Below are 24,720 nucleotides of genomic sequence, written 5' to 3'. Positions count from 1 at the left end.
CGCTCGCGAGAGGGCATGTGAGGGCAATGCCCCACCGGCGAACTGCCGGGAAGTGCCATCTCGCGGCGGTGGTTCGGAGTGCCGGTCCTAAGCTTGGTCCATGGACACCGCCAGCCACGCCCGGCATTCCTTCGGCTCACGGGCCCTGGAGGCGGTGCGGACGCTCACCCCTGGCTACTTCGCCATCACCATGGCCAGCGGCATCATCTCCGTGGGGCTTGAGCTGGAAGGATTCCATGCACTGTCGCTGGCCCTGCTGGTGGTGTGTGCGCTCTCCTACCTGGTGATCCTTGGGCTCAGCCTGCTCCGCCTGGCCAGATTCGCCGCCGACATCCGGGGCGACTTCCTGGATCCCGCCCGGGCCTTCGGTTTCTTCACGTTCATCGCCGGAACCAACGTGCTGGGCACCCGCCTTGGGATGGCCGGGTGGCAAGGCACGACGGCGGCACTCCTGGCGGTTGCGGTGCTCGCCTGGGTGGTGCTCGGCTACGTCGTGCCATGGACGGCAGTGCTGGGCAGGTCCGAGCGGCCGGTGGTCAAGGATGCCAACGGCTCGTGGTTCATCTGGTGCGTTGCCAGCCAGTCCGTGGCAGTAGCTGCGGCCTCGATCGAGCCCCTCGCCGCACCGGACTGGCGCGCCGCCCTGGCACTCGTCGCCGTCGTGGCCTGGTCGGTGGGGCTCATCCTGTATGCCGCAGTGGGAATCTTCGTCTCACTCCGGCTGATGACCTACCCCATCCGGCCGCAGGACCTGCGCCCACAGTACTTCGTTGCCATGGGCGCCATGGCCATCAGCGTCCTGGCGGGGGCCCGGATCGTTGAGATGGCCGGCGCACCGATGGTGGATGCAACCCGCGGGCTGGTGGCCGGAGCCTCCGTGGTGTTCTGGTCCTTCGCCTCATGGCTCTTCCCCGTGCTGCTCGCCGCCGGCTGGTGGCGGCACGTGGTCCACCGGGTGCCGCTGTCCTACGAGCCGGGCCTGTGGAGCGTCATCTTTCCGCTTGGCATGTATGCCGTGGCCGGGATCTACCTTGGCCGCGCCGACGGGCTGCCGCTGGTGGCCGCGATTGGCCGGGCCGAACTGTGGCTGGCGTTTGCGGCGTTCCTGGCCACGCTCGCCGGCATGCTCTGGCACTTGTGGGCGACGCTGCTCGCTCCATCTGGGCCGCGAACTGGCACTTAACGGCAATACCTCCGCCGGGCATTGCCGTTATCTGCCACTTCGCGGGAGGTGAGGGCTAGCCTGCCCGGGGTCCGGGCCCGTGCGTCTTTTGCCGCCCGTCGCGGTGGGCGAGGTAGGCGTACACCACCAGGGCCGCGCCAGCGACGATCATCACGGCCGGGAAGGCGAAGTCCGCCGGGATCAGGAGGGCCGTGGCCTGGAGAACGAAGATCAGTCCCATCACGGTCAGGATCGCGGCCGGGATTAAGGGCCACTTCATCCGTTCCGTGTGGTCGCTGGCCTCATCGATGCGGACGGGGATCAGGGATAGCACCCCAAAGGTGGCCGCCAGGCCCAGGAAGAGGATGGCAGCGGTGGGCGTGCCCTGAAGCTCCGGCGGGAGGGCGACGATGACCGTCAGGGTGAACATGACACCGGACGGGATCAGGGCCCACCAGTTACCCGGCTCCCGCAGGTAGACAGCGGCAAATCCAGCGCCCATGAAGAGGAACAGGAAGGCTGCCCCCCAGGCGCCGCCCGTGAGCTGCGTGGTAGTGATGACTGCCGCCAGGCCCAGGAACACGGACCCGGGGATGGCCGCCCACCAGTTCTCCCGGCGCCGGACATAAAGGGACAGGAACAAAACCCCGACGGCCGCGAAGATCAGCGGCGCCACGAAGGCCGCAGTATCCATGACGCCAAGTCTGTCCAGCAGCAACAGCACGCCCAACGCAATGAGGACGATGCCTGCGGTGATGCTAGCGTTTGCCGATTTCACCCTGTGCCTCCCGGGTCCGGCACGCGGCCGTACGCCGCGCTCTCCTGTTCAGGCTAGGACGGGGGTCCGGACCGGAAACAGGGCCCAAAGCCCCCGCCTCTCCATAGGCTACGCAGGGCCTGGTTCGAGGACAGGACTTTCAGCCCTATAGCCGGCCCCGGGGCGCTTGGCATTCTGTTAAAGGCGCCGTCCGGGTCCTCACATTGCGAGGCCGGAGCGGCATTCCCCATGAACCCAGTGACATTGCGCCGGAGGCACCGTCAAGGATGCCGCCGGCGTGCAGGCGCACCCTGCAGACTGGCTGGATTTTGAAAGGACCGGCATGTCCGCTGATATCCTCACGCTTCGCCCCGCCCAAGTATCGCAGGCGGAAGCGGCGCGCCGAAGGGCGATGCTGCTTCATCCTTCCAACTTCACCCCGACACCGTCAGCCGCGGGTGAAACGGATGAAACAGCGAAAAAAGTCGAAGAGCTTGCGAACCGGTTTGGCTGCCTCCAGAAGGAACTCATGGAGGGCGGAATGCCTGCCGACCAGGCACGGACCGAGGTGGCGCGGTCGGCGGCCCGGGACATTTGGGACGGGTTCGCGTCCCAGCTCCGCCGGCACCGGGCCGCCGGGCAGCAGATGGATGCCAACGTCCTGGCAGTCGCGCTGGCCTCGATCCAGTGCATGACCCAGGCCCTGCCCCGGCATCCGGGTGACCTGGGCTACGCCTTCCGCACGGTCAGCACCGCCCGGCGCCGCCTCCAGTACAACGGCGGGCTGCTGCACCGCCTGCACCCGCACCGCAATCCGGCCTTCCACGACGCCGTCGTCACCCTTCAGTCCCTGGAGCTCTTCCTCACCGGCCCGCAGCAGAAGGCTGCCTGAACGGGCGGGGAGATGACGACCATGGCCACAGCCGATGAGTACAAGGCAGTACACGGCGGTGATGAGCCGCCGGGCTGGCAGGACAGGGATCACGAGCTGGGGGACGGCGGGTGCAATGTCATCTCGAAGGACAAAGGCGGGGTGGTCGGCCGCTGGAGTTCGTGGGAAACTGCCAGCGTGGCGCTGAACCGGCTGCAGGAGCTTGGCGGGCGGTATGAGTACCGGCTGGAAGAGTCCCACCAGTGGGTGAAGGGACCGGACCACAGCACCACGTGTTCGGTTTGCGGCATTACGCGGGATCTTCCCGCTTCGGCCGGCACGGCGCTTGGAATCGAGTGGCCGTGAGTGCCGGATGGCTCACTGACGTTCCTTTCGGAGGGGCGGTTGCGCGAAGAGTGCAGCCGGGGAGGACATCGGTCCTACGAGAGCGTCTTGATGGATACACCAGCAGCACCCCATGAGCATGCCCAGTCCCCTGCGCCAATTCGGGTTTTCATCCTGAATGACCACAGGATGGTCCGGCAGGGACTTGGCGACATGCTCGAACATCTCGGCTTCGAAGTGGTCGGCGACAGCGGATCAGCAGCAGAGGCCATCCGGCTCATCCACATCCTGCAGCCGGACATCGCGGTCCTGGACGACAGGCTTCCGGACGGCACGGGCATTGAGGTTTGCCGTGACCTCCGCTCCGCCGCCCCCGGGGTGAAATGCCTGATCCTCACCAGCTGGGATGAACAGCATGCTGTTCGCGCAACGGTCCTGGCGGGCGCGTCAGGGTATGTCCTCAAGCGGATCGGCGACCACGACGCCCTGGTCAACAGCATCCGCGGCACTGCCGCAGGCACCCCGGTTATCCGGCCGGCTGTCAGGGAACGGGTGGCCGAAAGCCTTTACGCCACGGCATCCGCTCCCTGGCTGACAGGCATGACGGAAACGGAGCGGAACGTACTTGCCCTCATGGCCCGGGGACTGACAAACCGGCAGATCGGGCAGGACTTGATGCTGCCCGATGCCACCGTCGCCGGCCATGTGTCGTCGGTACTCCAGAAGCTGGGTTTCAGGCGGCGCGGCCAGCTGATCCCGGCGCCAATTCCCCGCGCGTGGGATCTCATGCCGCGTGGGATCTAACACACTGACACCTCGCCTCCCGAACGCCATGCCATACGCCGCCGTGGCGCACTGCACGGCCGGCCCTCACCCGGCGGCCGGCGCCGTCCACGTCACGCTGGTGCCCTCTCCGGGTGCGCTGTCGATGACGAAACTGCCGCCCAAACGCTCAGCGCGCCTTTTCATATTGTTCAATCCGCTGACCCGTTCGGGATCCTTGAAGCCGCGGCCGTGGTCGCGCACTGTGAGGACCACTTCATCCTCCTGAGCGGCAAGCAGGATGGAGATGTCCTCCGACCCCGAGTGCCGCACCGCGTTGCTGACACTTTCATGAAGTACGCGCAGGAGCTGTTCTGCAACGTCATCGCCCACAACGTCATCAACCGGCCCCGAGAGCTGGATCCTGGGGAGGAAGCCGGCAGCGTTGGCGGCTTCCTGGACTGCGCGCAGCACCCGGCCGCTGAGGAGTTCCTTGTCTGACTCCCGTGCCTGCAGGGAGTAGATGGTGTCACGAAGCTGGTGGATGCAGTCGTCCAGCTCCGCGGTGATACCGGCGATGCGGCGCTCATGCGCAGCCGGGTCGGAGGTGTAGCGGCGCAGGCCCTGGATGCTCAGCCCTGCTGCAAAGAGCCGTTGGATCACCAGGTCGTGCAGGTCCGCGGCAATGCGTTCCCGGTCAATGAACAACGCATGCTCTTCACGCAGTTGGTTTGCCTTGAGAAGGTCCAGCGTCAGGCCGATGCGTGACGCGAACACCGCGCTTTGTTCAACATCAACATCCGCGTACCGGGCTCCCCCAGGCCCCCTGGCCAGGATCAACACGCTGTCCCGGTGACCGTCACTGTTGCTGCCCAGGGCGGCCACCAGCACCGGCCCGAGCTTCTCTGCCGACGCCGGATCGAACACCTGGAGCGGATCGCCCAAGGCCTTGGACTCACCTGACTCCAGCACTTCGGACAGGACGGCGGCCGCGGGCAGGTCCTGTCCGCCCGGGACTGACTGGGCGCCCACCGAGGTGCGGCACTTGATGGTTCCATCCGGACCGACCGAAGCGATCACCCCCAGCACCGAGGAGGAGGCATTCAGCGCCCGCTCCGCGATCATGTCCAGGTTCTCGGTATCGGACCGCGGCTGGTCCTTGAGTCGGTCGCTGACTTCCATTCCCGCTTCAAGCCACCGCTGGCGGCGCCTGCTGTCATCGAACAGTTTCGCGTTTTGGATGGCCACACCGGCGGCGGCGGCCAGGGCAACAGCCAGGTCTTCGTCCTCCCCGGTGAATTCCTGGCCGCTGTTCTTTTCCGTCAGGTACAGGTTTCCAAAGACCTCGTTCCGCACCCGCACCGGGACGCCCAGGAAGGTGCCCATGGGCGGGTGGTTGGGAGGAAAGCCCACCGCGATGGGATGTTCGCCCAGGTCATGGAGCCGCAGCGGTTTGGGTTCGCGGATCAGCTCGCCAAGCACGCCGTGACCTGTGGGCAGATCGCCGATCACCCGTGCGCCGTCTTCATCAATGCCCACCGTGATGAAGTGGCTGAGCTGCTGATCGTCTCCAATGACGCCCAGGGCCCCGTAGCGGGCCCCCACAAGTTCGCATGCAGACTGGACCAAGCGGTCCAGAACTGCTTCCAGGCTCAGGTCCTCGGTCATGGAGACCACCGCGCCGAGCAGGCCCTCGATGTGTTCCTGGGCCCGTACTAAATCATCCGCCCGCTCCACGAATTCCCGCAGGAGTTCCCGGGTACGCCGCCTGATGGGTTCACGCCACATGAAAAACGCTCCAAACTGAACGCATTCACGGCGGACTGCATCACCTTCGAATACATAAAGACGAGCCCCAGCGTCTCTTCCACCATGCTAACAACCCAGAGCCCTGCATGGGCTAAAGATTACGGAGGGGCCACCTCCGCCGGACTCTCCGCCCGGTGGCGGGCGCCCTGAGCGGAGGCACCCTGACGGGAATGCTGAACCGGAACGCCCGCCGGGAGATGTGGTGGGTGGCGCGCCGGCGCTGCACGGGCGGCGGCGGGGCGGGCAGCTGCTGCGCGCCGCGGGAGAAGAACCACTGCTTGGCGAATTCCACCAGCACCAGGTACACCACCACCATGCCCAGCAGGGCCAGGAAGAACGGCACCGGCAACGGGTCGAAGCCAAGAACCCCCGCCAGGGGTGACAGCGGCAGGAACACACCAAGGGCCACCACACCCAGGGACGCGGCGATCAGCCCGTTGGACGGCCGGCTGCGCAGGAACGGAACGCGCCGGGTGCGGATGGCAAAAATGATTAGGGTCTGGGTGGCGATGGATTCGATGAACCAACCGGCCCGGAACTCTCCCGGCGCTGCGTCGAAGACGAACAACATCAGGGCGAACGTGGCGAAGTCGAACAGCGAGCTGATGGGCCCAAAGAGCAGCATGAACCGCCGGATGAACGCGATGTTCCAATGGGAGGGCGCGCGCAGCTGCTCCTTGTCCACGCGGTCGCCGGGGATGGCCAGCTGGCCCGAGTCGTAGAGCAGGTTGTTCAGCAGGATCTGGCCGGGCAGCATGGGCAGGAAACTCAGCACCACGGAGGCCACGGCGGCGCTGAACATGTTGCCGAAGTTACTGGACGTGCCCATCAGCACGTACTTGATGGTGTTGGCGAAGATCCGCCGGCCCTCCATGACGCCGTCCGCCAGGACGCCCAGATCCTTGTCCAGGAGGACGACGTCGGCCGCGTCCTTGGCAACGTCCGTTGCGGTGTCGACGGAAATGCCGATGTCCGCCTTGTGCAGTGCCAGGGCATCGTTGACGCCGTCTCCCATGAAGCCCACCGCGCCGCCGCTTTGCCGCAGGAGGGTGATGATGCGCGCCTTCTGCTCCGGCGAGACGCGGGCGAAGATGGTGGCCGTGCGCGCGGCGGCGGCAAGGTCGGCGTCGAACATCCCCTCCACCTGGGCGCCCGTAAGCGTGCCGCCGGAAATGACGTCCAGGTCCGCGCAAACCTTCTCCGCCACCTTGGCGTTGTCCCCGGTGGCCAGCTTCACTGAGATGCCCAGGGCCTCCAGCCGGTCCAGCGACTGGCGGGCGTTGGCCTTGGGACGGTCCAGAAACACCAGGAAGCCGGCCAGGGTGAGGCCGGTTTCGTCGGCCGGGGTGAGCTTTGCCAGCCCCGCGGCAGGTCGGGTGGCCACCGCCACCACCCGGGCGCCGGCGTCGAACTGTTCATCCAGCATGGCCCGCACGGCCGCCGTCGTGGGGCCGCACAGGGCCAGCACATCCTCCGGCGCACCCTTGGTCACGAGCTGCGCGGGGCCGTCCGCCTCACGGACCAGCACTGTGGTGCGGCGGCGCTGGTGGTCGAAACCGATCAGGTCCAGGCGCTCGAACCGCCCCGGCTGGAACGCGGCTGCGCCTGGGCTCTCCCACAGCGCCGCGTCCAGCGGGTTCTGGCCCGCGGAGGAAACCCGGGCGCCGGCGTAGTCCGCCTCGGTGGCCAGCAGGCCCAAAGTGAGCAGGCCGGCGTCAGACGTTCCAGCACTGGCGGGAAGCGCGTGCGTGAAGCTGATCTTCCCTTCGGTGAGGGTGCCGGTCTTGTCCGTGACCAGAATGTCCATGTCCCCCAGGTCCTCGATGCACACCAGCCGCTTGACCAGCACCTTCCGCTTTGCCAGCTGGCGGGTGCCGGTGGCCAGGCTGGTGCTGACGACGGCGGGAAGCAGCTGGGGCGTGATGCCCACCGCGATGGCCAGGGAAAACAGCAGCGATTCCAGCAGCGGGCGGTCCAGCAGCAGGTTGGCCACGAAAATCAGCGAGGTCAGGACCACGGCAACCTGCAGCAGGAGGAAGGAGAACCGCTTAAGGCCCAACTGGAACTCGGTCTGCGGCTGCCGTTCACCCAGGCCCAGCGCGATGCGGCCGAACTCCGCGCGGCCGCCGGTGGCAACCACCACGCCACTGCAGCCGCCGGACTGGACCACTGTGCCCATGAACACGCAGGAGGCGAGGTCCGCCAGGGAGGCACCGCCCGGAACCGGTGCGGGGTCCTTGGCCGCCGGCTGGGACTCGCCCGTGAGGATGCTTTCGTCGCAGTGCAGGTTGTTGGTGGTGAGGAGGCGGAGGTCCGCCGGAATAATGGCGCCCAGGGAGAGGTGCACGACGTCGCCCGGCACCAGGGCGGTCACGTCCACTTCCCGGGTGGTTCCGCCGCGCTGGACGGCAGCCTTGTGGGTGACGCGGGAGTGCAGCGCCTCGGAGGCGCGCTCGGCCCGGTATTCGTTGGCGAAGCCCAGCCCCACACTGGCCAGCAGGATTACCCCGATAACGATGGAGTTGGTGGCATCACCCAGAAACAGGGACAGGCCGGCGGTGACGATCAGGAGGATAAGGATGGGGCTGGCGAACTGCCGGCCCAGGACCGCCCAGGCATTGGCGCGGTGCGTACGGACGGCGTTGGGGCCCAGCTGCTCCAACCGGGCGGCCGCTTCCTCCTCGGTGAGGCCGCCCGGCCCGGAGCCCAGGCGTGCCAGCGCCTCTTCCGCGGTCAAGCCCGCGGCCTCGGTGATGGGCAGCTGGAGGGGGCTGCGCTCCCGGACGTTCAGGTCTGTCATGCCGGATCCGCTTTATTCCCGGGCGGCCCGGGGCTGTAGGCCGTTCCCAGGATGTGGGCCAGGGGCGGGTTGAACCGCCCTACAGCGAAGCCGAAGCGCTGGTTGTCGCGGACGCTGAACCCAGCCGCGGTGATAGCGGCGAGGGTGTCCCGGTTGAGGTGGCAGCCGCCCATGAACCGGCCCCACAGCGGGGTCAGCGCATCTTCGGCCCTGGCCAGGAACGGGTGCTCTGAGCGGACGTGCTCGTAGTAGGCCAGCGTCCCGCCGGGCTTCAGGACGCGCTGGATCTCCGCGAGCACGGTGGCCTGGTCCTTGACGCTGCAGAGAACCAGGCTGGCCACCACTGCGTCGGCGCTGCCGGTCTCCGCGGGGATGTGCTCGGCGGCCGCAGCGACCACGGTCACCGGAACGCTGGCGTCGGCTGCCGCCTGCTGCGCCACCCGGCGCAGATAGTCATCAGGTTCCAGGGCCAGGACGTGGGTGACGCTGGAGGGGTAGAGCGGGAAGGACGATCCCGCCCCCGCTCCAATCTCGATCACGGATCCGTGCAGCCCGGCGAGGATGCGGCGGCGGTGCTCCCCTGCCCCGCGGCGGTCCAGGCCGGCCACGGCGCGGGCGAACGCGCGGGCGAACAGCGGGTGTTGCAAGCGTTCCCGCCCGTCGTTGCTCGTCACCCTGCCCCGCCAAGCCCGCCGGAAAAAAACTGCCGTCACTGCTGAAGGCTGCTTGCAGCGACTTCGAATTCCTCCACCGACACAATCTCCGTCCTGTCCGCCTCACTGCTTTCTTCGCGGATCCTCGTGGCGTCCTGCCTGCTGGCCACCATCGCTTCTTCCGTGTCCCACAAGGTGATGGAGAGGGCTTTGTCCGTGCCTGTCCCGTTCAAGTAGTAGACACCTTTGCAACCCGGGATTTGCAGCACCCTGTCCACCACATTCCCCGTGTTGTCGGGCCGCGTTTCCGGTCCGGTCCTGTAAGTGCTGATTCTGGCGAACATGGCGGCTTCCTTCCTGGTTGCTGAATCGGTTTCATTTCAGGCTGAGCACCTCGTCAATCGGCCGGCCGTTGACGTACACCTGGGCGCTGGTGGCTCCGGACGCGGCCATGGCGGTGTACTCGAGCTGCGCCTTGGCCCGCGGGATGTCGCAGACGCCGCCGAGCATGAAGTTCCCGGAGAGCCAGATGCTGATGGTGCTGCCGTTAAGCTCCCCGCCCAGATACGTCAGGTTGGACTGGTACAGCACGTTGATCAGTCCGGACATACCCACATCGCGCTTCTTGTTGGCCAGCAGGGTCTCCACGCTTGGCCGCACCTGATCCGTGAACCTAACCGGGCCCGTGGTGGTGGCCACCAGGCTGTCACCGCAGCCTATCCGTGGGCCTGACACTCCGTTGTCATCCACCGCCACGTAGTAAATCGTCAGAGGGGCGGTTTGTTCGGGCAGGCCGGTGGGTTGGGGTTCCTGGGTGGGTTGGGGCTGGGGAGCAGGCGGCGGACCGGCGGGAGCGGACGACGGCGGCGGGGCAGCCGGGCTGGTGGGCGCGGCTGACGTGCTGGGCGGGGACGTCGGGCTCGCCGTCGTGCTGCCACCCGCCGTCGTGCTTGGACTGGTGCTGGGGCTCGCGCTGCCGGTGGGGCTCGCCGATGGGGCCGCGGAGCTGCTGGTCGGGGACGGGCTGGGCGGGCCGAAGCAGCCTGTGAGGAGCATCAGGCCGCTGAGTCCGAGAACGCTGAGTGCGGTAAGCCTGGGCTTTGTCATGGTGCCCCCCCCTTGAATGTGGGCCCCGCGGTTGCGGGACCCACATTCAAGCTACGCCTGAGGGTTACGGGGAAACAGGGACTTAAGTCCGAGCACCGCCGGCTAGGGATGCACCAGCACCTTCACCGCGGTGTCCTTGTGGTTGATCAGGGTGTCAAAGCCCTGTTCCACCAGGTCCTCCAGCGCGATGCGGCCGGTAATGAACGGTTTGAGGTCCACCTTGCCCTCCTGCACCATCTTGATCACGGCCGGGTGGTCGCGGACGTAGGCGATGGTGCCGCGCAGGTCGATCTCCTTGAGCACGATCTTCTGCATGTCCACGGTGGCCGGGGCGCCCCAGATGGACACGTTGACCACCACGGCGCCGGGCCGGACGGCATCGAGCATGGTGTCCAGGACCGCGTTCACCCCGGCGCATTCGAACGCGACGTCGGCCCCCGTCCCGCCGGTCAATTCGCGCACCCGCGCCGGAACGTCCTCCTGGCTGGGATCCAGGACGTGGTCGGCCACGCCGCTGGAGGTGGCCTTCTCCTTCCGGGCCTGGGTGAGTTCGCTGATGATGGTGGTCACGCCCATGCCCTTCAGGACGGCAGCGGTCAGCAGCCCGATGGGCCCGGACCCGCCCACCAGGGCAACATCGCCTTCCTTGACGCCGCTGCGGGCCACCGCGTGGTGGGCCACGGACAGCGGCTCGATCAGGGCGGCCTCATCCAGCGGGATGCCCCCAATCGGATGTACCCAGCGCTGGTCCACCACGATCTTTTCACTCAGCCCTCCCCCGCCGCCGGAAAGCCCGATGAACCCCATCTGCCGGCACAGGTGGTAGCTGCCGGCCTGGCACATGTCGCAGTCCCCGTCCACAAAGTAGGGTTCGACGACGACGTTGTCACCCACTGCCAGCCCATTCACACCTTCGCCGATCCCAGAGACGGTCCCGGAGAACTCGTGCCCCAGGGTCACCGGGGATTCCTCGTGGGACAGCGGGTGCGGATGCCCCGGCGCCGGACAGAAGATGGGCCCCTCCAGGTACTCGTGCAGGTCTGTTCCGCAGATGCCGCACCAGGCGACGTCGATCTTCACTGCCCCCGCCCGCAGCTCCGGCTCCGGGATGTCCTCGATCCGGATGTCCTTGCGGGCGTGGAATCGTGCTGCCTTCATGATGGTCCTCCAATTGGGTTTCGACGGGCACAACCACCGGCTCAGCGGGTGTGGTGGCTGGGCTGCAGTTCGTAGACGGGTGTTTCCAGTCCTTCCATCCGTGCCTTGAGCTGCAGCGCGAGGTAGGCGGAGTAGTGCCGGCTCTGGTGCAGGTTGCCGCCGTGGATCCAGAGGTTGGGCACGTTGGTGGGCTTCCACATATTGCGCAGTTCCCCTTCCCACGGACCAGGGTCTTTTGGCGTGTCTGACCCGTATCCCCAGCACTTGCCCACCTGATCGGCGACTTCGGGCGAGACCAGGTCGGCCAGCCATCCGTTCATGGAACCGTAGCCGGTGGCATAGACAATCAGGTCCGCCTCCAGCTCGGTGCCGTCGTCCATGACCACGGCGTTGCCCGTGATCTTGGCGACCTGCCCGGACTTGAGCTTCACCCGGCCGTCGATGATCAGCTGGGAGGCGCCTACGTCGATGTAGTAGCCGGAGCCCCGCCGCAGGTACTTCACAAACAGGCCGGATCCGTCCACGCCGAAGTCCAGGTCGAACCCTGATGCTTCCAACTGGGAGTAAAACTCCGCATCCCGCGACGCCATCTCCTGGTACACCGGCACCTGCGCCTCGGGCAGGATGCGCATGGGCAGCGAGGCGAACAGCAGGTCCGCCTTCTCCGTGGTGACGCCGGCCGCGAGCGCCCGCTCCGAGTACAGGTCCCCCAGCGCCAGGTCCATGAGGGATTCACTGCGGGCGATGTGGGTGGAGGAGCGCTGGACCATGGTGACGTCGGCGCCGTGCTCCCACAGGTCGGCGCAGATATCGTGGGCCGAATTGTTGGAGCCGATCACCACGGCCTTCTTCCCGGTCCAGTCCCCGCCGCCGGGGTGCTGGGAGGAGTGCCGCTGCTCGCCCAGGAAGGTCTCCGCGCCGTCGAACGTGGGGATGTTCGGGTAACCGGAGACGCCCAGGGCGAAGATGAGCTGCTTGGGCCGGAGCGTCACCGGTTCGCCGTTGCGAAGGACGCTGACCTCCCATTCCTGCGTGCCGTCGTCATACGCTGCCTTGACGCACTCGGTGCCGGACCAGTAGTTCAGCTCCATGATGCGGGTGTAGTGCTCCAGCCAGTCGCCGATCTTGTCCTTGGCGGCGAAGACGGGCCAGTCATCCGGGAACTTCAGGTAGGGCAGGTGGTCGTACCAGACGGGGTCGTGCAGGTGCAGGGACTTGTAGCGGTTGCGCCAGGAGTCGCCGGGGTTCTGGTTCTTCTCGATGATGATGGTGGGCACCCCCAGCCGCTTCAGCCGGGCAGCAAGCCCAATCCCGCCCTGGCCGCCGCCGATGATTACGCAGTACGGCTGCTCCTCGTAGCCCAGCCGGGCCTCCTGCTCCTCCTTGAGCTCTTTCCAGGATTTGCGCCCGCGGACGATCTGGTGCGCCACGCCCTGCTCGCGCCGAGGGCCCTTCTTCTCCTCGAAGCCCTTGAGCTCCTGCATGGTGGTCAGCAGGGTCCAGCACCTGCCGTTCCGGAGCCGGAGGTGGCCGTAGCCGCGGGCCGCGCCCGTCTCGAACGTGATCCAGGCTTCCACGTTCTCCGCGTCACCCGTGGCGTCCTCTGAGAGCGCCCAGTTGGACGGCTGGACCCGGTATAGCGTGGCCTCGAGCATCCGGCGGATGTCCGCCTTGCCTTCCAGGGTTTTCAGGTTCCACGTGAATGCCACGAAGTCCCGCCAGTAGGTGTCGTCCTCGAAGAGTTCCAGCGCGGCGTCCACGTCGCGCCGCTGCAGCGCGTCATCCAGGCCGGATAGCCATGCCTGCGCGGCAGCGGTGGGTGTTTGGGTCATCTCCACTCCTTTGTGCTGTTCCTTGGGCTCCGCCTGCCCTGCGATATGCTGGACCGGGCGTGAGCTGCATCACTAGTGGAACTCGGCGGGGGTAACAGCGGCGTTACACGGATCCGGCAAGGGCGCCGGCTGTGAGGAGGAAACAGTGGACCACGGCCTGAGGTTTTCGGACCCGGCAACGTATGCACGGACGCTGCGCCGCGCGCATGAGCTGGTCATTTCCGGCGTCCCGCGGCCGGAGATTCCCACCAGCCTGGTCGATTCCTGGCACCGGTCCATGGCCTTGGGCATCAGCCCGGACCAGCACAGTCCGCGGCACCTGCATGAGGTGGCCGAGGTGTTGGAGCTGCGCCGGGAGCACCGGCTGCAACAGGTGATGCCCGCGCTGCACGACCTGCTGGCCGATGATTCCCGCACCGGCCGCCACCTCCTGGTGCTCACCGATGCCAGCGGCGAGATCCTCTGGCGTGTGGGCAGCCCAACCGTCCTCCGCCGGGCCGACCACCTGGAATTCCTTGAGGGCGCCGACTGGTCCGAGGCCGGTATCGGCACCAACGCCATCAGCGAGGCCTTGGTCACCGGCGGTCCGGTGCAGCTGTTCTCCGCCGAACACCTGGTCCGGACGCACCACGAGTGGGCCTGCACTGCCGCGCCCATCACGGACCCGGGCACGGGGCGGGTCCTGGGGGTACTGGACGTGTCCGGACCCTTGGACACCCTCAGCGCGGACACGCTGCGGATGGTGCGGTGCGCCGTGCGCGTGGCGGAGGCTTTGCTGGGAACGTCCGACGCCGGCACCTCCTTGGGAGCCTCGTCTTCCGTCCGTGCGCCTCGGCGGGCTGCGGCCCCCATTGTCCGGCCGGCTGCCGCCGTCGAGTCGCTGGAACTGCTCGGTGACAAGCCGGCGGCGGTGTTTGCCGATGGGAGCCGGAGTCCCCTGACGCTGCGCCGGGCGGAGATCCTGGCGCTGCTGGACTCCCGGTCGCACGGCTGGTCAGCGGAGGAGCTGGCCTACGAGCTCTATGGCGACGCCGGAACGCCCCAAGCCATCCGGACCGAAATTTTCCGGGTGCGCTCGATGCTCGGCGGGGCCGTGGAGTCGAACCCCTACCGGCTGGCTCCCGGGCTGGCCGGACGTTCCGATGCGGGGCAGGTGCTGCGGCTGCTGCGCGAAGGCCGGGTTGCCGAGGCGCTGGCGCAGTACCGCGCTCCCCTGCTCAGCCGCTCCGTCGCCCTCGCTGTCCAGCTGCTCCGGGACCAGCTGGACATGGCGGTGGGATCTGCGGTGCGGGCCAGCCAGGACGCCGGGCTGGTGGTGCGCTGGCTGTCCACGGACATGGGTTCAGCCGATCCGCTGGCCGTCGAGGCACTGGGCCGGCTGGTGGGCCGCAGCGATCCCCGGTACCTGACGTTCCACGCCCGGGCCGCGTGTTAAGCCCAGTCTTACTGCCGCCCCGGCTTGGTGGCGGCCGCGCTACTTCTTCTTGGTGACCTTGATATCGATGCTCAAGCCGTGGTTCCAACTGATGTGGATCGAAACGCTCGTGGTGCGCGCGATGGCCTGGTCCGTAAACTGCCCTTCGTCCGGCCCCGGCCCCACTTCCACGGCCAGGTCGGTGTGCACTTCCCGGAGGGCGGCCCGCACCAGCTCATTGTTCTGCGTGTGGATGCCTTCGGCGAATTTGGCAGCCGCGGCGGGATTTGCCGCAAGGGATGACATGGCGCTGATCATGGGCAGCAGGATGCGGCGGGCATCCTCGGCTCCGGCCAGTTCCTTCGCCGAAACGTGCGCTGCCCCGGTCGATGCCGCCGGCGTTTGGTGCCCTGCTTCTTCGGATTCCATGGCTTTCTTCCTTTGAACACAGCCTCCGCCACCGTGGCGGATGGTGGGTGCATTCTGGACCCGGCCCCTGCCCGGACTCAACAATCACTTATTGCAGACGGCCGATTCAGCACGACAGTTCTTGTCATGCCATTAACGCGTTGTTCATATCCTCCTCAAAGCCTGTACAGAAGCTGGAAATAGCTTGGGAGCCATGGACAACATCTCCCGTAGAACCCTCATCTCCGCCGGCCTCGGCGCCGGCCTGGTCGCCGCACTGCCGGGTGCCGCCGTCGCCGTTTCCACCGCTGACGACGCCGGCCTCCGCGCCGATCCCTTCATGCTCGGCATCGCGTCCGGCGAGCCGTGGCCGGACGGCTTCGTGCTGTGGACCCGCCTGGCCCTGAACCCGGTGGCGGAGGACGGGCTGGGCGGCATGCCGGCCCGGCCCGTGGCCGTGCAGTGGGAGGTGGCCGAGGACCAGGGCATGCGGAAGGTGGTGGCCCGCGGCGTTGAGCAGGCGCGTCCCGAGTCCGCACACTCGGTGCACGTGGAGCTGCGCGGATTGAAGGCGGGCCGCGAGTACTTCTACCGGTTCCGCGCCGGCAAGCACCTCAGCGCGGTGGGCCGCACCCTGACCAGCCCGGCACTCCATGAGACGCCCGCGGCCCTGGCCATGGCGTTCGCCAGCTGCGCGCAGTACGAGCACGGCTACTTCACCGCGTACCGGCGCCTGGCCGAGGACCACCCTGACCTGGTGCTGCATCTGGGCGACTACCTGTACGAATACAAGAAGGACAGCTACGTGATCGGCGGCGGCAACCCGCGCGACCACGAGGGCCCGGAGACCGTCACGCTGGAGACCTACCGGCAGCGGCACGCCCAGTACAAGGCCGACGCCGACCTGCAGGCTGCGCACGCAATGGCACCCTGGGCAGTGGTGTGGGATGACCACGAGGTGGACAACAACTGGGCGGACGACGTCCCGGAGAACCAGGACGCCGGCCAGCTCAACGACAGCGTGGAGCACTTCCGGCAGCGCCGCGCGGCCGCGTTCCAGGCGTACTACGAGAACATGCCGCTGCGACCTTCATCCCTGCCCGCCGGCCCGGACATGAAGATCTACCGGAAGATCCAGTGGGGCCAGCTGGCCAACTTCCACATGATGGATACGCGGCAATACCGGGACGACCAGTTGGCCGGCGACGGCTGGAAGAAGAACGTCACCGAACGGCTCGCGGAGGACCGGACCATCACCGGCACGGAGCAGGAAAAGTGGCTGCTGGATGGCTTCAGGAACTCCACCCAGCGCTGGGACATCCTGGGCCAGCAGGTCTTCTTCGCCGAGCGGGACCGGAACAAGGCGCCGGAGATCGACGACGTCTCCATGGACGGCTGGGACGGCTACGCGGCCTCCCGCCGCCGCATCACCCAGGGCTGGGTGGACGCAAACGTCCGCAACGCCGTCGTGCTCACCGGTGATGTGCACCGCCACTGGGCCAACGACGTCAAGGTGGATTACAAGGACCCGGCCGCCCCAGTGGTCGGCGCGGAGCTGGTCTGCACCTCCATCACCTCCACGGGTGACGGCAGCGGCTCCACCACGGACGCCACCATGGCCTGGAACCCGCACCTGAAGTTCTACAACGACAACCGCGGCTACGTGAACACCCGCATTACCCGCGACGCGATGACGGCCGACTTCCGGGTGCTGGACCACGTCACGACGCCGGGCGCCGCGGTTTCGACCAAGGCCTCCTTCGAGATCCGCGACGGCGTTCCCGGGCTTCAGGCGCGCGCCTGACCTTTCGCGAGTCCCGGCGGGACCTTCGGCACTTTTGGTGCCGGGGGTCCCGTGGCATTTTGGCGGCTATGGCTGGACGGCTACTTTCCAGGCGGGCAGGCCGCGGAACGGGGCGCCAGAGGCGGTGGCAGTTCCTGGCGGTATCGCTCTGCGCCCAGATGATGGCTTATCTCCTGTGGCGCCCGGCCATGCTGCGCTGGGGAACCGAGGGGACGGAAGCGGTGGAGCCCCTGCCCGGCGACAACCTCCAGCCCCGCCCTGCATTCCAGAGCACCCGTGCCATCAGCATCGACGCACCGCCGGAACGCGTGTGGCCCTGGATCGTGCAGATGGGAATTTACCGGGCGGGGTTCTACACGCATGACCGGGTTGAGCGGGCCCTGTTCCACGCCCGGTACGTCGAGGGGAAGCATTCGGCGACGCGGATCCACCCGGAGCTGCAGGACCTTAAAGTGGGCGACAAGGTCCCGTACGGCGCCGGCGTCTACTCCACCGTCTCCGAGCTTGAACCCAACAAACATCTGGTGGCGGGAGAGCAGTTCATCCTGCGGCCGCTGCCGGGTGACCGCACCCGCTTCATCATCCGGTACCGCGGCCCGGGATACCTCAGTGCCGCAGTCCGCGGCGCCGGTCCGGATGCTCCTGCGGTGACCCGGGCCCTGGCGTTCGCCCTCGAAAAGGTGCCCGGCGCGATGCTGCTGGCCCGCGCCGTCGACCTTTTCATCGGTGACCCCCTGCACCACTACATGGAGGTCGGCGTGCTCCGCGGGGTCAAGCAGCGGGCGGAGTCCTGAGGAACTCCAGGGCCTTGCCGGCCAGGACGTCGGGCCGGGGGTCGGCGATGAAGTGCCCCTCCCGCGCACCTGATCTACTACTTAGGCGGTGGCGACGTCTGCACTACTGCACCGCCTTTTGCGCGTTCACCCGGCCATAGGCCCAATACGTTCCGGTGCCTGCAACCTTGTCCGCCGTGGTTTCCAGGTCTGCCCTGATGGAGGTGTTCGAGGCCCCGGGATGCGAGCTCCACGCGAGCGCCGCCGCTCCTGAGACGATGGCCGAGGACATCGAGCTTCCGTTGCCCACGTCGTAACCCTGGGACCGGTTGTTCTGCGTGCCCAGCACGAAGGGATGGTTGGGGAAGGTGGAGTAGACATTGACGCCGGGAGCGGCGATATCCACCCAGCTGGCGCCGTACGTGGAGAACGACGCTTTGGCGTCGTTGTTGTCAGTGGCTCCCACCGCGATGACATGGGTGTACGCGCCCGGGTAGATCTTGGTCTGGTTCCCGCCGTTGCCGGCGGCCGCCACCAGCACCGCGCCCTTGTTCCAGGCGTTGTTGACCGCGGTTTCCAGTGTCCGTGATGCCCGCACACCCAGGCTCATGTTGATCACCTTGGCGCCGTTGCTGACCGCCCAGTTGATGCCGTTCGCCAGGCCGGAGCTGGAGCCGACCCCGTTGTCGTCCAGGACCTTGCCGGCCAGGATGGTGCAGCCCGGGCAGACCCCGGCCACGCCGATGGTGTTGTTGACAGTGGCCGCGACGTTGCCGGCCACGTGCGTGCCGTGCCCGTAGTAGTCCTCGGCCACGGGGTCCCCCGCTTTTGTGGCCGAGCCGCTGAAGTTGGCGCGGGCCACCACTTTGGGGGCGATGTCCGGGTTGTCGCTGGCCACCCCGGAATCCAGCACCGCGACCTTGATGCCGGTGCCGGTGGTCACGTTCCACGCTTCGACGGCGTCCACGTCCGCGTCCGGTGTGCCGGCGGGGATGGTGATGTCGCCTGCAGTGTTGGTGAATGACTGCCCGGTGTTCTGCAGCGCGTACTGGCGCGGGAAGTACTGGTCGGAGGTGAAGGCGGCCACCGGCTGGTCCGCTTCGGCGTACTCGACGGCGGGATCCCGGCTGAGCGCGTCGATGAGCCGGCCTTCGCTGCCGGCAGGCACACTGACCAGCCTGGCGCCCGTACTGCCGACGTCCGCGCCGGCCTCCAGGCCGCGCCGGTGCAGGGCGCCGGCGGCAGCACCGTCGTCGTGGAACTTTACGAGGATGTGCCCGGGCTGAGTGGACGTGCCTCCCGCAGCATTGGCGGGAAGGGCAAACGGGACGGGGCCAAGCATCATCAGTGCTGCCGTGAGGCCGGCGGTGAAGAGTTTTCTCATGCGGGCCATCTTGGCCCCACATGCTCGAACCCGGTAGGGGCGGGAGCCTCGAAAGTGCTCCGTTTCCTGCCAATGACGGCTCTGGCCCACGGTCCCGGCCGAACCTACACTGGCGGGATGGAAGCGGTGGTGAGGGGTGTGCCCGTCCATTTCGTTGAACACGGCAGCGGAACGCCCGTCCTTGCGCTGCACGGCGCCGGCGTGGACCACCGGGAGATTGCCGGCGGCCTGGAACCGATGTTCGGCAACATCCCCGGGTTCCGGCGCCTGTATCCGGACCTCCCGGGGATGGGCCGTACCCCGGCTCACCGCTCGCTCAACAGCAACGACGATGTGCTGGACCTCCTGCTGCACTTCATCGACAGCACGATCGGTGATGAACCGTTCCTCATCATTGGCCAGTCGTACGGCGGGTACCTGGCGCGCGCGGTTGCCCATTTGCGGCCCCAGGCGGCCGGGCTTGCCCTGATCTGCCCGGTCGGCGCGCATGCCGGCAGCGTGCCCAAGCACCAGGTCCTGGTGTCGTCGGCCCATCCCGCCGGCCTCGACGCGGAGATCGAAGCCTCTTTCCGCAGCTATTAAGTGGTCCAGACGGACGGGACCCTGAACCGGTTCCGGCAGCTTGTGGCTCCTGCGGCATCGCTCGTCGACGAGCCGGGGTTGGCCCGTATCTTCTCGCGCTGGGAGTTGCGGGATCGTCCGGAGTCGGCAGCGCGGTATCCGCATCCCGTGCTGGTTCTGGTGGGGCGGCAGGACGCCACCGCCGGATACGCCGATGGGTGGGCACTGGCGCGGGACTACCCGCGGGGCACCTTTGCCGTGCTGGACCGCGCCGGCCACGCCCTGCTGCACGAGCAGCCCGCGCTCGTCCAGGCCTTCCTCGCCGAATGGATTGAGCGGGTGCGCGAAGACGAGGCCGTGGTGCAGGGCGTCGCCCGTTTCCCCTGGCCAGGACGACGTCGGGCACCTCGGTGAGTGCCGCCGTCGTACTTACGCAAAGCCGTTGTGCGCCGTGGTGGCCGGGGCTACGATGCTCGCGGGGAGAGGTCCTTCGTCTCAGTGACAGACAAAAATAGGGGCCCACAATGACTGACTTCTTCACCATGCAACCAGGCGAGACCGCGCCTCCGCTCCCATCAGGACCTGTCCTGTGCGCAGGGACGGCCGGGATGCGGCGCATCCACCGCTTTTTCCTCTGGGCCTACGGTGAGGCCCCGGGGCTGGTGAGTTCCGTCCGTGCCGGTGACACTGCCCGGGCCGCCTATGTGGGGGAAGTGCTGGGGAACTTCGACAAGGTGCTCCACATCCACCACGAAGGCGAGGACCTGCTCATGTATCCGCAGCTGAAGGAGCGGGCGCCGGCCTGTGCGCTGCATGTGGGGCAGATGCTGGAGCAGCATCGGCAGGTGACGCAGCGGCTTGGGGCGATTGAGCCGGTGCGGCTGCGCTGGATGGACCGGGCGGATGAGGAGTCAGCGTCGGAGCTGGCCGCGCTGTATGAGGACCTGTCCCGTGTCCTCAACGTGCATCGGCGCCGCGAGGTAACTGAGATGATGCCCGTGGCGGACCGGGTGATGACCGAGAAGGAAATGAACGAGACGGGGCAGCACGGCATCCGGCAACTCGACAAGAAATTCCTGGTGGGCTACCTCGGGATGGTGCTGGCCACGAACCCGCCGGCGGACCGGAAGGAGCTGTTCAAGGAGATCCCTCCCCCGGTCCGGCTCGGCTACAAGCTGGTGGGGCGCCGGATGTACCGGAAGCAGTACGCCACCCTGTTCCCGGGGCGGCCGGTGCCGGAGACGCTTTAGCCGAGGAATATTACTCCGCTTGATGCCCATGCAGCCAGAGCAACACGGATCTAGTAAAATCTTTGGGTGCCTTCTCCAAGAAACCTCCCCTTTGGGCGCCGGCGCTTTTTGGAGTGGATAGGGGCAGCGGCCGTAACTGCCGGCCTGCCCAGCATGATTGCCCGTGCAACTGATCCGTTCCCCGCCGCCGCACCTGCCCCCGAGCCTTCCCCTGCCTACGCGAACTCCCGCTTCGTGAGCAGCAGCGGTAATGACGCCAGCCCGGGCACCCAGGACGCGCCCTGGCAATCGCTCGCGCGCGTTCGGTCGGCGCTTGAGGCCGGCGAAGTGGGCCGCGGCGACGCGGTCCTGCTCCGGCGCGGCGACGTGTTCCCGGGCTCGCTCCAAATGCCTGCCGTGAAAGGTCCCGCCGGGGTCTTCACGCTCAGCTCCTACGGCCCCGGGGCGCTGCCGCAGATCAACGGCTACAAGGTGAGCAGCGACGCCTGGACGCTGCACAGCCCCCAGGTGTGGAAGCTCAACCTGCGGCCAGGGTCCGGGCAGTTCAGCGGCAACACTGACGGAGCCTCCACCAACGTCGGCTTCCTGAAGGCCGGCGGTGAGATCCGCGGCTGGAAACGGTGGAGCCTGTCCGGGTTGGTGCAGGACTGGGACTTCTACAGCGACGACACCTTCGTGTACGTGAAGCTGCCGGCATCTCCGGGTGCCGGGGTGGAGATCGCTGTCAAGCAGGAGGGGCTGCGGCCGGCCTCCAACACCGTCACCTCCGGGGTGCACATCCTTGGCCACGGCGGCCACGGCGTCAGGACTTACGGCATCCAGGACGCAGAGATCAGCGGCTGCCTGATTGAGGAAATCGGCGGGTCGCGGCTCAAGGACACAACGCGTTACGGGAATGGCGTTGAGGTCTGGATTGGCTGCTCGAACGTGCTGGTCCAGGGCAACACCATCCGGCAGACATACGACACGGCCACCACGATGCAGGGCAATATCGAGGGGCCCAGGGTTGCCTGGACGGACTGCCGGTTTGTGGGCAACACCATTGAGAACTGCAACCAGAGCTTTGAGATCTGGTCCCACGGAACGCCGGCGGCGGGCACCGGACACATCCGGTGCGCCTTCACCGATAACCAGTGCCGCGACGCCGGGTACTCCTGGGCCGCCAATATCCGTCCGGACCAGGCGGGGATGGGCACCCACCTGTTGACCTACGACGTGCAGCTGCCCTGCGACGTCGAGATCGCCCGGAACCAGTTCATCGGCGCCAAGGACAACTTCGTGCGCTCCAGCGGCAGCGGCCGGCAGATCCCGGCGGGCATCAGGATTCACGGCAACACCATTGCGCTGGCCAGCGGCCAGAAGATTGCGTACCAGAACCCTGAAACCATCGAGCAGCTCGATGCGTGGCGCTCGCGCACCGGCAACAGCCAGTCCTGACACCCGCCGGTACCCATTGAAGACGCGGCAGGCTCAGGGCGCTGTGCACCCCACTGCCTTGCAGGCGTTCACCCGGCCGTGGGCCCAGTAGGAACCGGTGCCCGAGATGGGATCGGCCGTGGATTCCACCTTGGTGCGGACGGATGCATTGGACGTGCCCGACGGCGTACTCCACACGAGTGCGGCAGTGGCGGCAACGATGGGCGAGGCCATGGAAGTGCCGCTGAGGATGTCATAGCCGGGTGACAGGTTGTTCTGCGTGCCCAGGACCGACGCATAGTTCGGCAGGGTGGAGTAGACCCTGACCCCCGGGGCGGCGACATCCACCCACCTGCCGTAGGTGGAGAAGGATGCCTTGGTGTCGTTGTTGTCAGTTGCTGCCACGGCTATGACGTTCGGATATGCACCTGGGTAGACCTGCGCCTGGGTATCGGCGTTGCCCGCCGCGGCGACGATTACCACGCCTTGGTTCCAGGCGTTGTTGACGGCAGCTTCGAGGGTTCGTGATGACACCTTCTGTCCAAGGCTCATGTTGATGACCTTGGCGCCCTTGCCGACAGCCCAGTCGATGCCCTTGGCAATGCCAGAGGAGGAGCCGGAGCCGCTGCTGTTCAGGACCTTGGCATCGAGGATGGAGCAGTCGGGGCATACACCTGCCACCCCAAGGGAGTTGTCCGCGGTGGCGGCCACGATGCCGGCGACGTGGGTGCCATGGCCGTACTGGTCGTAGTCCTCCGGGGTGAGGATTTGGGTGTCGCTGAAGTTTGCCCGGTCCACCACCTTGGACGAGATGTCCTCGTGGTTGATGGCCACGCCTGAATCGACGATGGCAACCCTGACACCGGCCCCCTTGGTGACGCCCCATGCTTCAACCGCATCCACATCCGCATCGTTCTTGCCAGCGGGCACCGTTACCGTGCCGGCGGTGTTCGTAAAGGACTGCCCCACGTTCTGGAGCGCGTACTGGCGGTCAAAGTACGGGTCTGCTGTAGTGGCGGTGACCAATTCGTCCGGTTCGGCGTATTCGACGGCGGGGTTGCGGCTTAGTACGGCGACGAGTTGGAGTTCCCTGCCGGTCGGGACCTTGATGAGGTGCGCGCCGGTGCTGCCGATCGGCGGGCCGTCGCTCAGCCCATGCTGGCCGAGCACCCCGGCCGCCGCGCTGTTGTCCCGGAATTTGACCATGATTTGTCCTGCTATGGGCGAGGACGGCACGGACACGTTGCCGGGAACGGCAGCGTTGCCCGGAACGGCGATCGTGATGGCGCTGAGCACCATCACGATCGCTGCGAGACCGGCTATGAGTACTTTTTTCATGCCGTCATCATGCGCCCCATGCGTAACAGCTGCATAGGGGGCAGCCCAAGACGACTACTGCTGCGCCTTAGAGGCAGACGGGCTGGTAGGCCGGGTCCGCCGGGCCGGACGGCTGGGCCAGGGCGTTGCCCACGAGCTGGTGCACCACGGGATCGTTGGGCGTCTGGTCGTGCTCGATCACGTCCGCCGGGCACTTGTCCTGGATGGTGATGTTGGTGACCTGCCGCGTGGAGCCGTTCAGGAACTGGCTGTTGTACGGGATCACCACCTCATCGTGGATGGTGGAGATGACGGTGTAGGCGGGGCCGGCGACCGTATCGCCGATGGAGTTCAGCTCCTGCATGAACGGCGATCCCGCCTGCTGGTCTGCACAAGCGGCACAGCCGGCGGCGGTGTAGTCCGGCGTGGGCACCAGATCCGGAGGCGGAAGGATCACGCCCTCAGTGCCGTGGTTGGATGGGGCGATGCCGACGAGTTGATGGACGTACTTCGCCCCGCCCAGGAAGCCCATGTAGTACCGGGGCATCATGCCGCCCTGGCTGTGGCCCACCAGGTCCACCTGCTTGGCACCCGTGGCGGAGCGGACGGCGTCCACGAACGGTGCAAGTTCCTGGGCGGAATCTTTGACGGGAGCCGTGGCGTAGACGCCGTTGGTCTGGCCATAGTTCAGGGCGAAGACGCAGTACCCCTGGCTCTTGAGGTACGGCGACATGGTGGACCAGTTCTTCTCCATGCTCTCGAACGTGCCCGGCACCAGGACCACGGGATACGGATGTGCTGCTGACGGTTTACAGGACCAGTCGTTGGCTCCCGGCGGCGAGACGTCAACGGCATGGGCGGGAGCGGTTACCAGGGACGTGGCGAGGAGTGTACCGGCCGCGATGGAAAGGGCCCGGGTAAGGAGTGACATGGAAACCTCTTTGTTCGTCTGTCTTCGGGGACGGCCGGAGCTGATGGTTTTGGGGGTGTCCATCAGTTCCGGCCCGGGTTTTCCATGCTGGCAGCGCTGCGGCTCCTCTGCAGCGGAAGTGCACGAACGTGCGGCGGAAAAGGTCTGGTGCTGCAGCGGCTGTCACGACTCGTTTGTGACTCGGAACACAGCGTTGTTACTGGTGA

The 24,720-nt window shown here is 67.0% G+C and carries 23 protein-coding genes; 11 read left to right on the top strand and 12 right to left on the bottom strand.

Going from position 1 to position 24,720, the window contains the following annotated elements; translation table 11 throughout:
* Window positions 1–100: 100 nt before the first annotated feature.
* Window positions 101–1,183, top strand: a complete 1,083-nt coding sequence (locus LFT46_RS05750) for a tellurite resistance/C4-dicarboxylate transporter family protein (protein ID WP_236801444.1) — start codon at window positions 101–103, stop codon at window positions 1,181–1,183.
* 55 nt (window positions 1,184–1,238) lie between these two features.
* Here LFT46_RS05750 and LFT46_RS05745 read toward each other — a convergent pair whose 3' ends face one another.
* Window positions 1,239–1,940 (bottom strand): hypothetical protein, encoded by a 702-nt coding sequence (locus LFT46_RS05745; protein ID WP_236801442.1) that lies wholly within the window; start codon window positions 1,938–1,940, stop codon window positions 1,239–1,241.
* 322 nt (window positions 1,941–2,262) lie between these two features.
* Here LFT46_RS05745 and LFT46_RS05740 point away from each other — a divergent pair, with 322 nt between their 5' ends.
* From LFT46_RS05740 to LFT46_RS05730, 3 genes are all read left to right on the top strand, one after another.
* Window positions 2,263–2,811: a hypothetical protein gene (locus LFT46_RS05740; RefSeq protein WP_236801441.1), complete on the top strand. Its 549-nt coding sequence runs from the start codon at window positions 2,263–2,265 to the stop codon at window positions 2,809–2,811.
* A gap of 21 nt (window positions 2,812–2,832) precedes the next feature.
* Complete coding sequence (locus LFT46_RS05735) at window positions 2,833–3,156, top strand: hypothetical protein (protein WP_236801440.1); 324 nt, start codon at window positions 2,833–2,835, stop codon at window positions 3,154–3,156.
* Between the two features lie 90 nt (window positions 3,157–3,246).
* Window positions 3,247–3,939, top strand: a complete 693-nt coding sequence (locus LFT46_RS05730) for a response regulator (RefSeq protein WP_236801439.1) — start codon at window positions 3,247–3,249, stop codon at window positions 3,937–3,939.
* A 66-nt stretch (window positions 3,940–4,005) separates the two neighbouring features.
* Here the strand turns inward: LFT46_RS05730 and LFT46_RS05725 are convergent, their stop codons facing one another.
* The 7 genes from LFT46_RS05725 to LFT46_RS05695 all read right to left on the bottom strand — a co-directional run bounded on the left by LFT46_RS05725 (window position 4,006) and on the right by LFT46_RS05695 (window position 13,256).
* On the bottom strand, window positions 4,006–5,685 hold the full coding sequence (locus LFT46_RS05725) for a GAF domain-containing sensor histidine kinase (RefSeq protein ID WP_236801437.1): 1,680 nt from the start codon (window positions 5,683–5,685) through the stop codon (window positions 4,006–4,008).
* 112 nt (window positions 5,686–5,797) lie between these two features.
* Window positions 5,798–8,506, bottom strand: coding sequence for a magnesium-translocating P-type ATPase (gene mgtA / locus LFT46_RS05720; RefSeq protein WP_236821549.1), 2,709 nt, complete (start codon window positions 8,504–8,506; stop codon window positions 5,798–5,800).
* Window positions 8,503–9,219, bottom strand: a complete 717-nt coding sequence (locus LFT46_RS05715; RefSeq protein WP_236801435.1) for a class I SAM-dependent methyltransferase — start codon at window positions 9,217–9,219, stop codon at window positions 8,503–8,505. The genes mgtA and LFT46_RS05715 overlap by 4 nt, the downstream gene beginning before the upstream one ends.
* The gene (locus LFT46_RS05710; RefSeq protein WP_236801434.1) at window positions 9,216–9,503 is read right to left on the bottom strand and encodes a hypothetical protein; all 288 of its coding nucleotides are present in this window, start codon (window positions 9,501–9,503) and stop codon (window positions 9,216–9,218) included. Before LFT46_RS05710 ends, LFT46_RS05715 begins: the two co-directional genes overlap by 4 nt.
* A 31-nt stretch (window positions 9,504–9,534) precedes the next feature.
* Window positions 9,535–10,266, bottom strand: coding sequence for a GerMN domain-containing protein (locus LFT46_RS05705; RefSeq protein WP_236821548.1), 732 nt, complete (start codon window positions 10,264–10,266; stop codon window positions 9,535–9,537).
* A 102-nt stretch (window positions 10,267–10,368) separates the two neighbouring features.
* Complete coding sequence (locus tag LFT46_RS05700) at window positions 10,369–11,424, bottom strand: 2,3-butanediol dehydrogenase (RefSeq protein WP_236821547.1); 1,056 nt, start codon at window positions 11,422–11,424, stop codon at window positions 10,369–10,371.
* Window positions 11,425–11,465: 41 nt separating this feature from the next.
* The gene (locus tag LFT46_RS05695) at window positions 11,466–13,256 is read right to left on the bottom strand and encodes an NAD(P)/FAD-dependent oxidoreductase (RefSeq protein WP_236821546.1); all 1,791 of its coding nucleotides are present in this window, start codon (window positions 13,254–13,256) and stop codon (window positions 11,466–11,468) included.
* A gap of 145 nt (window positions 13,257–13,401) precedes the next feature.
* On the opposite strand from LFT46_RS05695, the gene LFT46_RS05690 reads away from it, so the two are divergent.
* On the top strand, window positions 13,402–14,691 hold the full coding sequence (locus tag LFT46_RS05690; RefSeq protein ID WP_236801428.1) for a GAF domain-containing protein: 1,290 nt from the start codon (window positions 13,402–13,404) through the stop codon (window positions 14,689–14,691).
* A 39-nt stretch (window positions 14,692–14,730) separates the two neighbouring features.
* Here the strand turns inward: LFT46_RS05690 and LFT46_RS05685 are convergent, their stop codons facing one another.
* Window positions 14,731–15,099 carry a hypothetical protein gene (locus tag LFT46_RS05685; RefSeq protein ID WP_236821545.1) on the bottom strand — a complete coding sequence of 123 codons (369 nt, stop codon included), beginning with the start codon at window positions 15,097–15,099 and terminating at the stop codon, window positions 14,731–14,733.
* A 193-nt stretch (window positions 15,100–15,292) separates the two neighbouring features.
* On the opposite strand from LFT46_RS05685, the gene LFT46_RS05680 reads away from it, so the two are divergent.
* The gene (locus LFT46_RS05680; RefSeq protein WP_236821544.1) at window positions 15,293–16,882 is read left to right on the top strand and encodes an alkaline phosphatase D family protein; all 1,590 of its coding nucleotides are present in this window, start codon (window positions 15,293–15,295) and stop codon (window positions 16,880–16,882) included.
* 68 nt (window positions 16,883–16,950) lie between these two features.
* Window positions 16,951–17,676: a hypothetical protein gene (locus LFT46_RS05675; protein WP_236821543.1), complete on the top strand. Its 726-nt coding sequence runs from the start codon at window positions 16,951–16,953 to the stop codon at window positions 17,674–17,676.
* 103 nt (window positions 17,677–17,779) lie between these two features.
* On the opposite strand, the gene LFT46_RS05670 is transcribed toward LFT46_RS05675, so the two are convergent.
* Complete coding sequence (locus LFT46_RS05670; protein WP_236801422.1) at window positions 17,780–19,039, bottom strand: S8 family peptidase; 1,260 nt, start codon at window positions 19,037–19,039, stop codon at window positions 17,780–17,782.
* 117 nt (window positions 19,040–19,156) lie between these two features.
* Here LFT46_RS05670 and LFT46_RS05665 point away from each other — a divergent pair, with 117 nt between their 5' ends.
* From LFT46_RS05665 to LFT46_RS05650, 4 genes are all read left to right on the top strand, one after another.
* Window positions 19,157–19,621: an alpha/beta fold hydrolase gene (locus LFT46_RS05665; RefSeq protein ID WP_236801421.1), complete on the top strand. Its 465-nt coding sequence runs from the start codon at window positions 19,157–19,159 to the stop codon at window positions 19,619–19,621.
* Window positions 19,622–20,014, top strand: coding sequence for an alpha/beta fold hydrolase (locus tag LFT46_RS05660; RefSeq protein ID WP_236801420.1), 393 nt, complete (start codon window positions 19,622–19,624; stop codon window positions 20,012–20,014).
* Window positions 20,015–20,124: 110 nt separating this feature from the next.
* A complete protein-coding gene (locus tag LFT46_RS05655; RefSeq protein ID WP_236821542.1) occupies window positions 20,125–20,850 on the top strand; it encodes a hemerythrin domain-containing protein in 726 nt (241 codons plus the stop codon).
* A 66-nt stretch (window positions 20,851–20,916) separates the two neighbouring features.
* Window positions 20,917–22,287 carry a right-handed parallel beta-helix repeat-containing protein gene (locus LFT46_RS05650; protein ID WP_236821541.1) on the top strand — a complete coding sequence of 457 codons (1,371 nt, stop codon included), beginning with the start codon at window positions 20,917–20,919 and terminating at the stop codon, window positions 22,285–22,287.
* Window positions 22,288–22,320: 33 nt separating this feature from the next.
* On the opposite strand, the gene LFT46_RS05645 is transcribed toward LFT46_RS05650, so the two are convergent.
* Both LFT46_RS05645 and LFT46_RS05640 read right to left on the bottom strand, forming a co-directional pair.
* Window positions 22,321–23,604 (bottom strand): S8 family serine peptidase, encoded by a 1,284-nt coding sequence (locus LFT46_RS05645; RefSeq protein WP_236821540.1) that lies wholly within the window; start codon window positions 23,602–23,604, stop codon window positions 22,321–22,323.
* 67 nt (window positions 23,605–23,671) lie between these two features.
* Window positions 23,672–24,514 (bottom strand): esterase/lipase family protein, encoded by an 843-nt coding sequence (locus LFT46_RS05640; RefSeq protein WP_236821539.1) that lies wholly within the window; start codon window positions 24,512–24,514, stop codon window positions 23,672–23,674.
* Window positions 24,515–24,720 lie beyond the last annotated feature (206 nt).

The organism is Arthrobacter sp. FW306-07-I, assembly GCF_021800405.1.
Classification (GTDB): domain Bacteria; phylum Actinomycetota; class Actinomycetes; order Actinomycetales; family Micrococcaceae; genus Arthrobacter.
The sequence above is the reverse complement of the archived record's forward strand: the minus strand, read 5'-3'. Positions and strand labels throughout refer to the sequence as shown.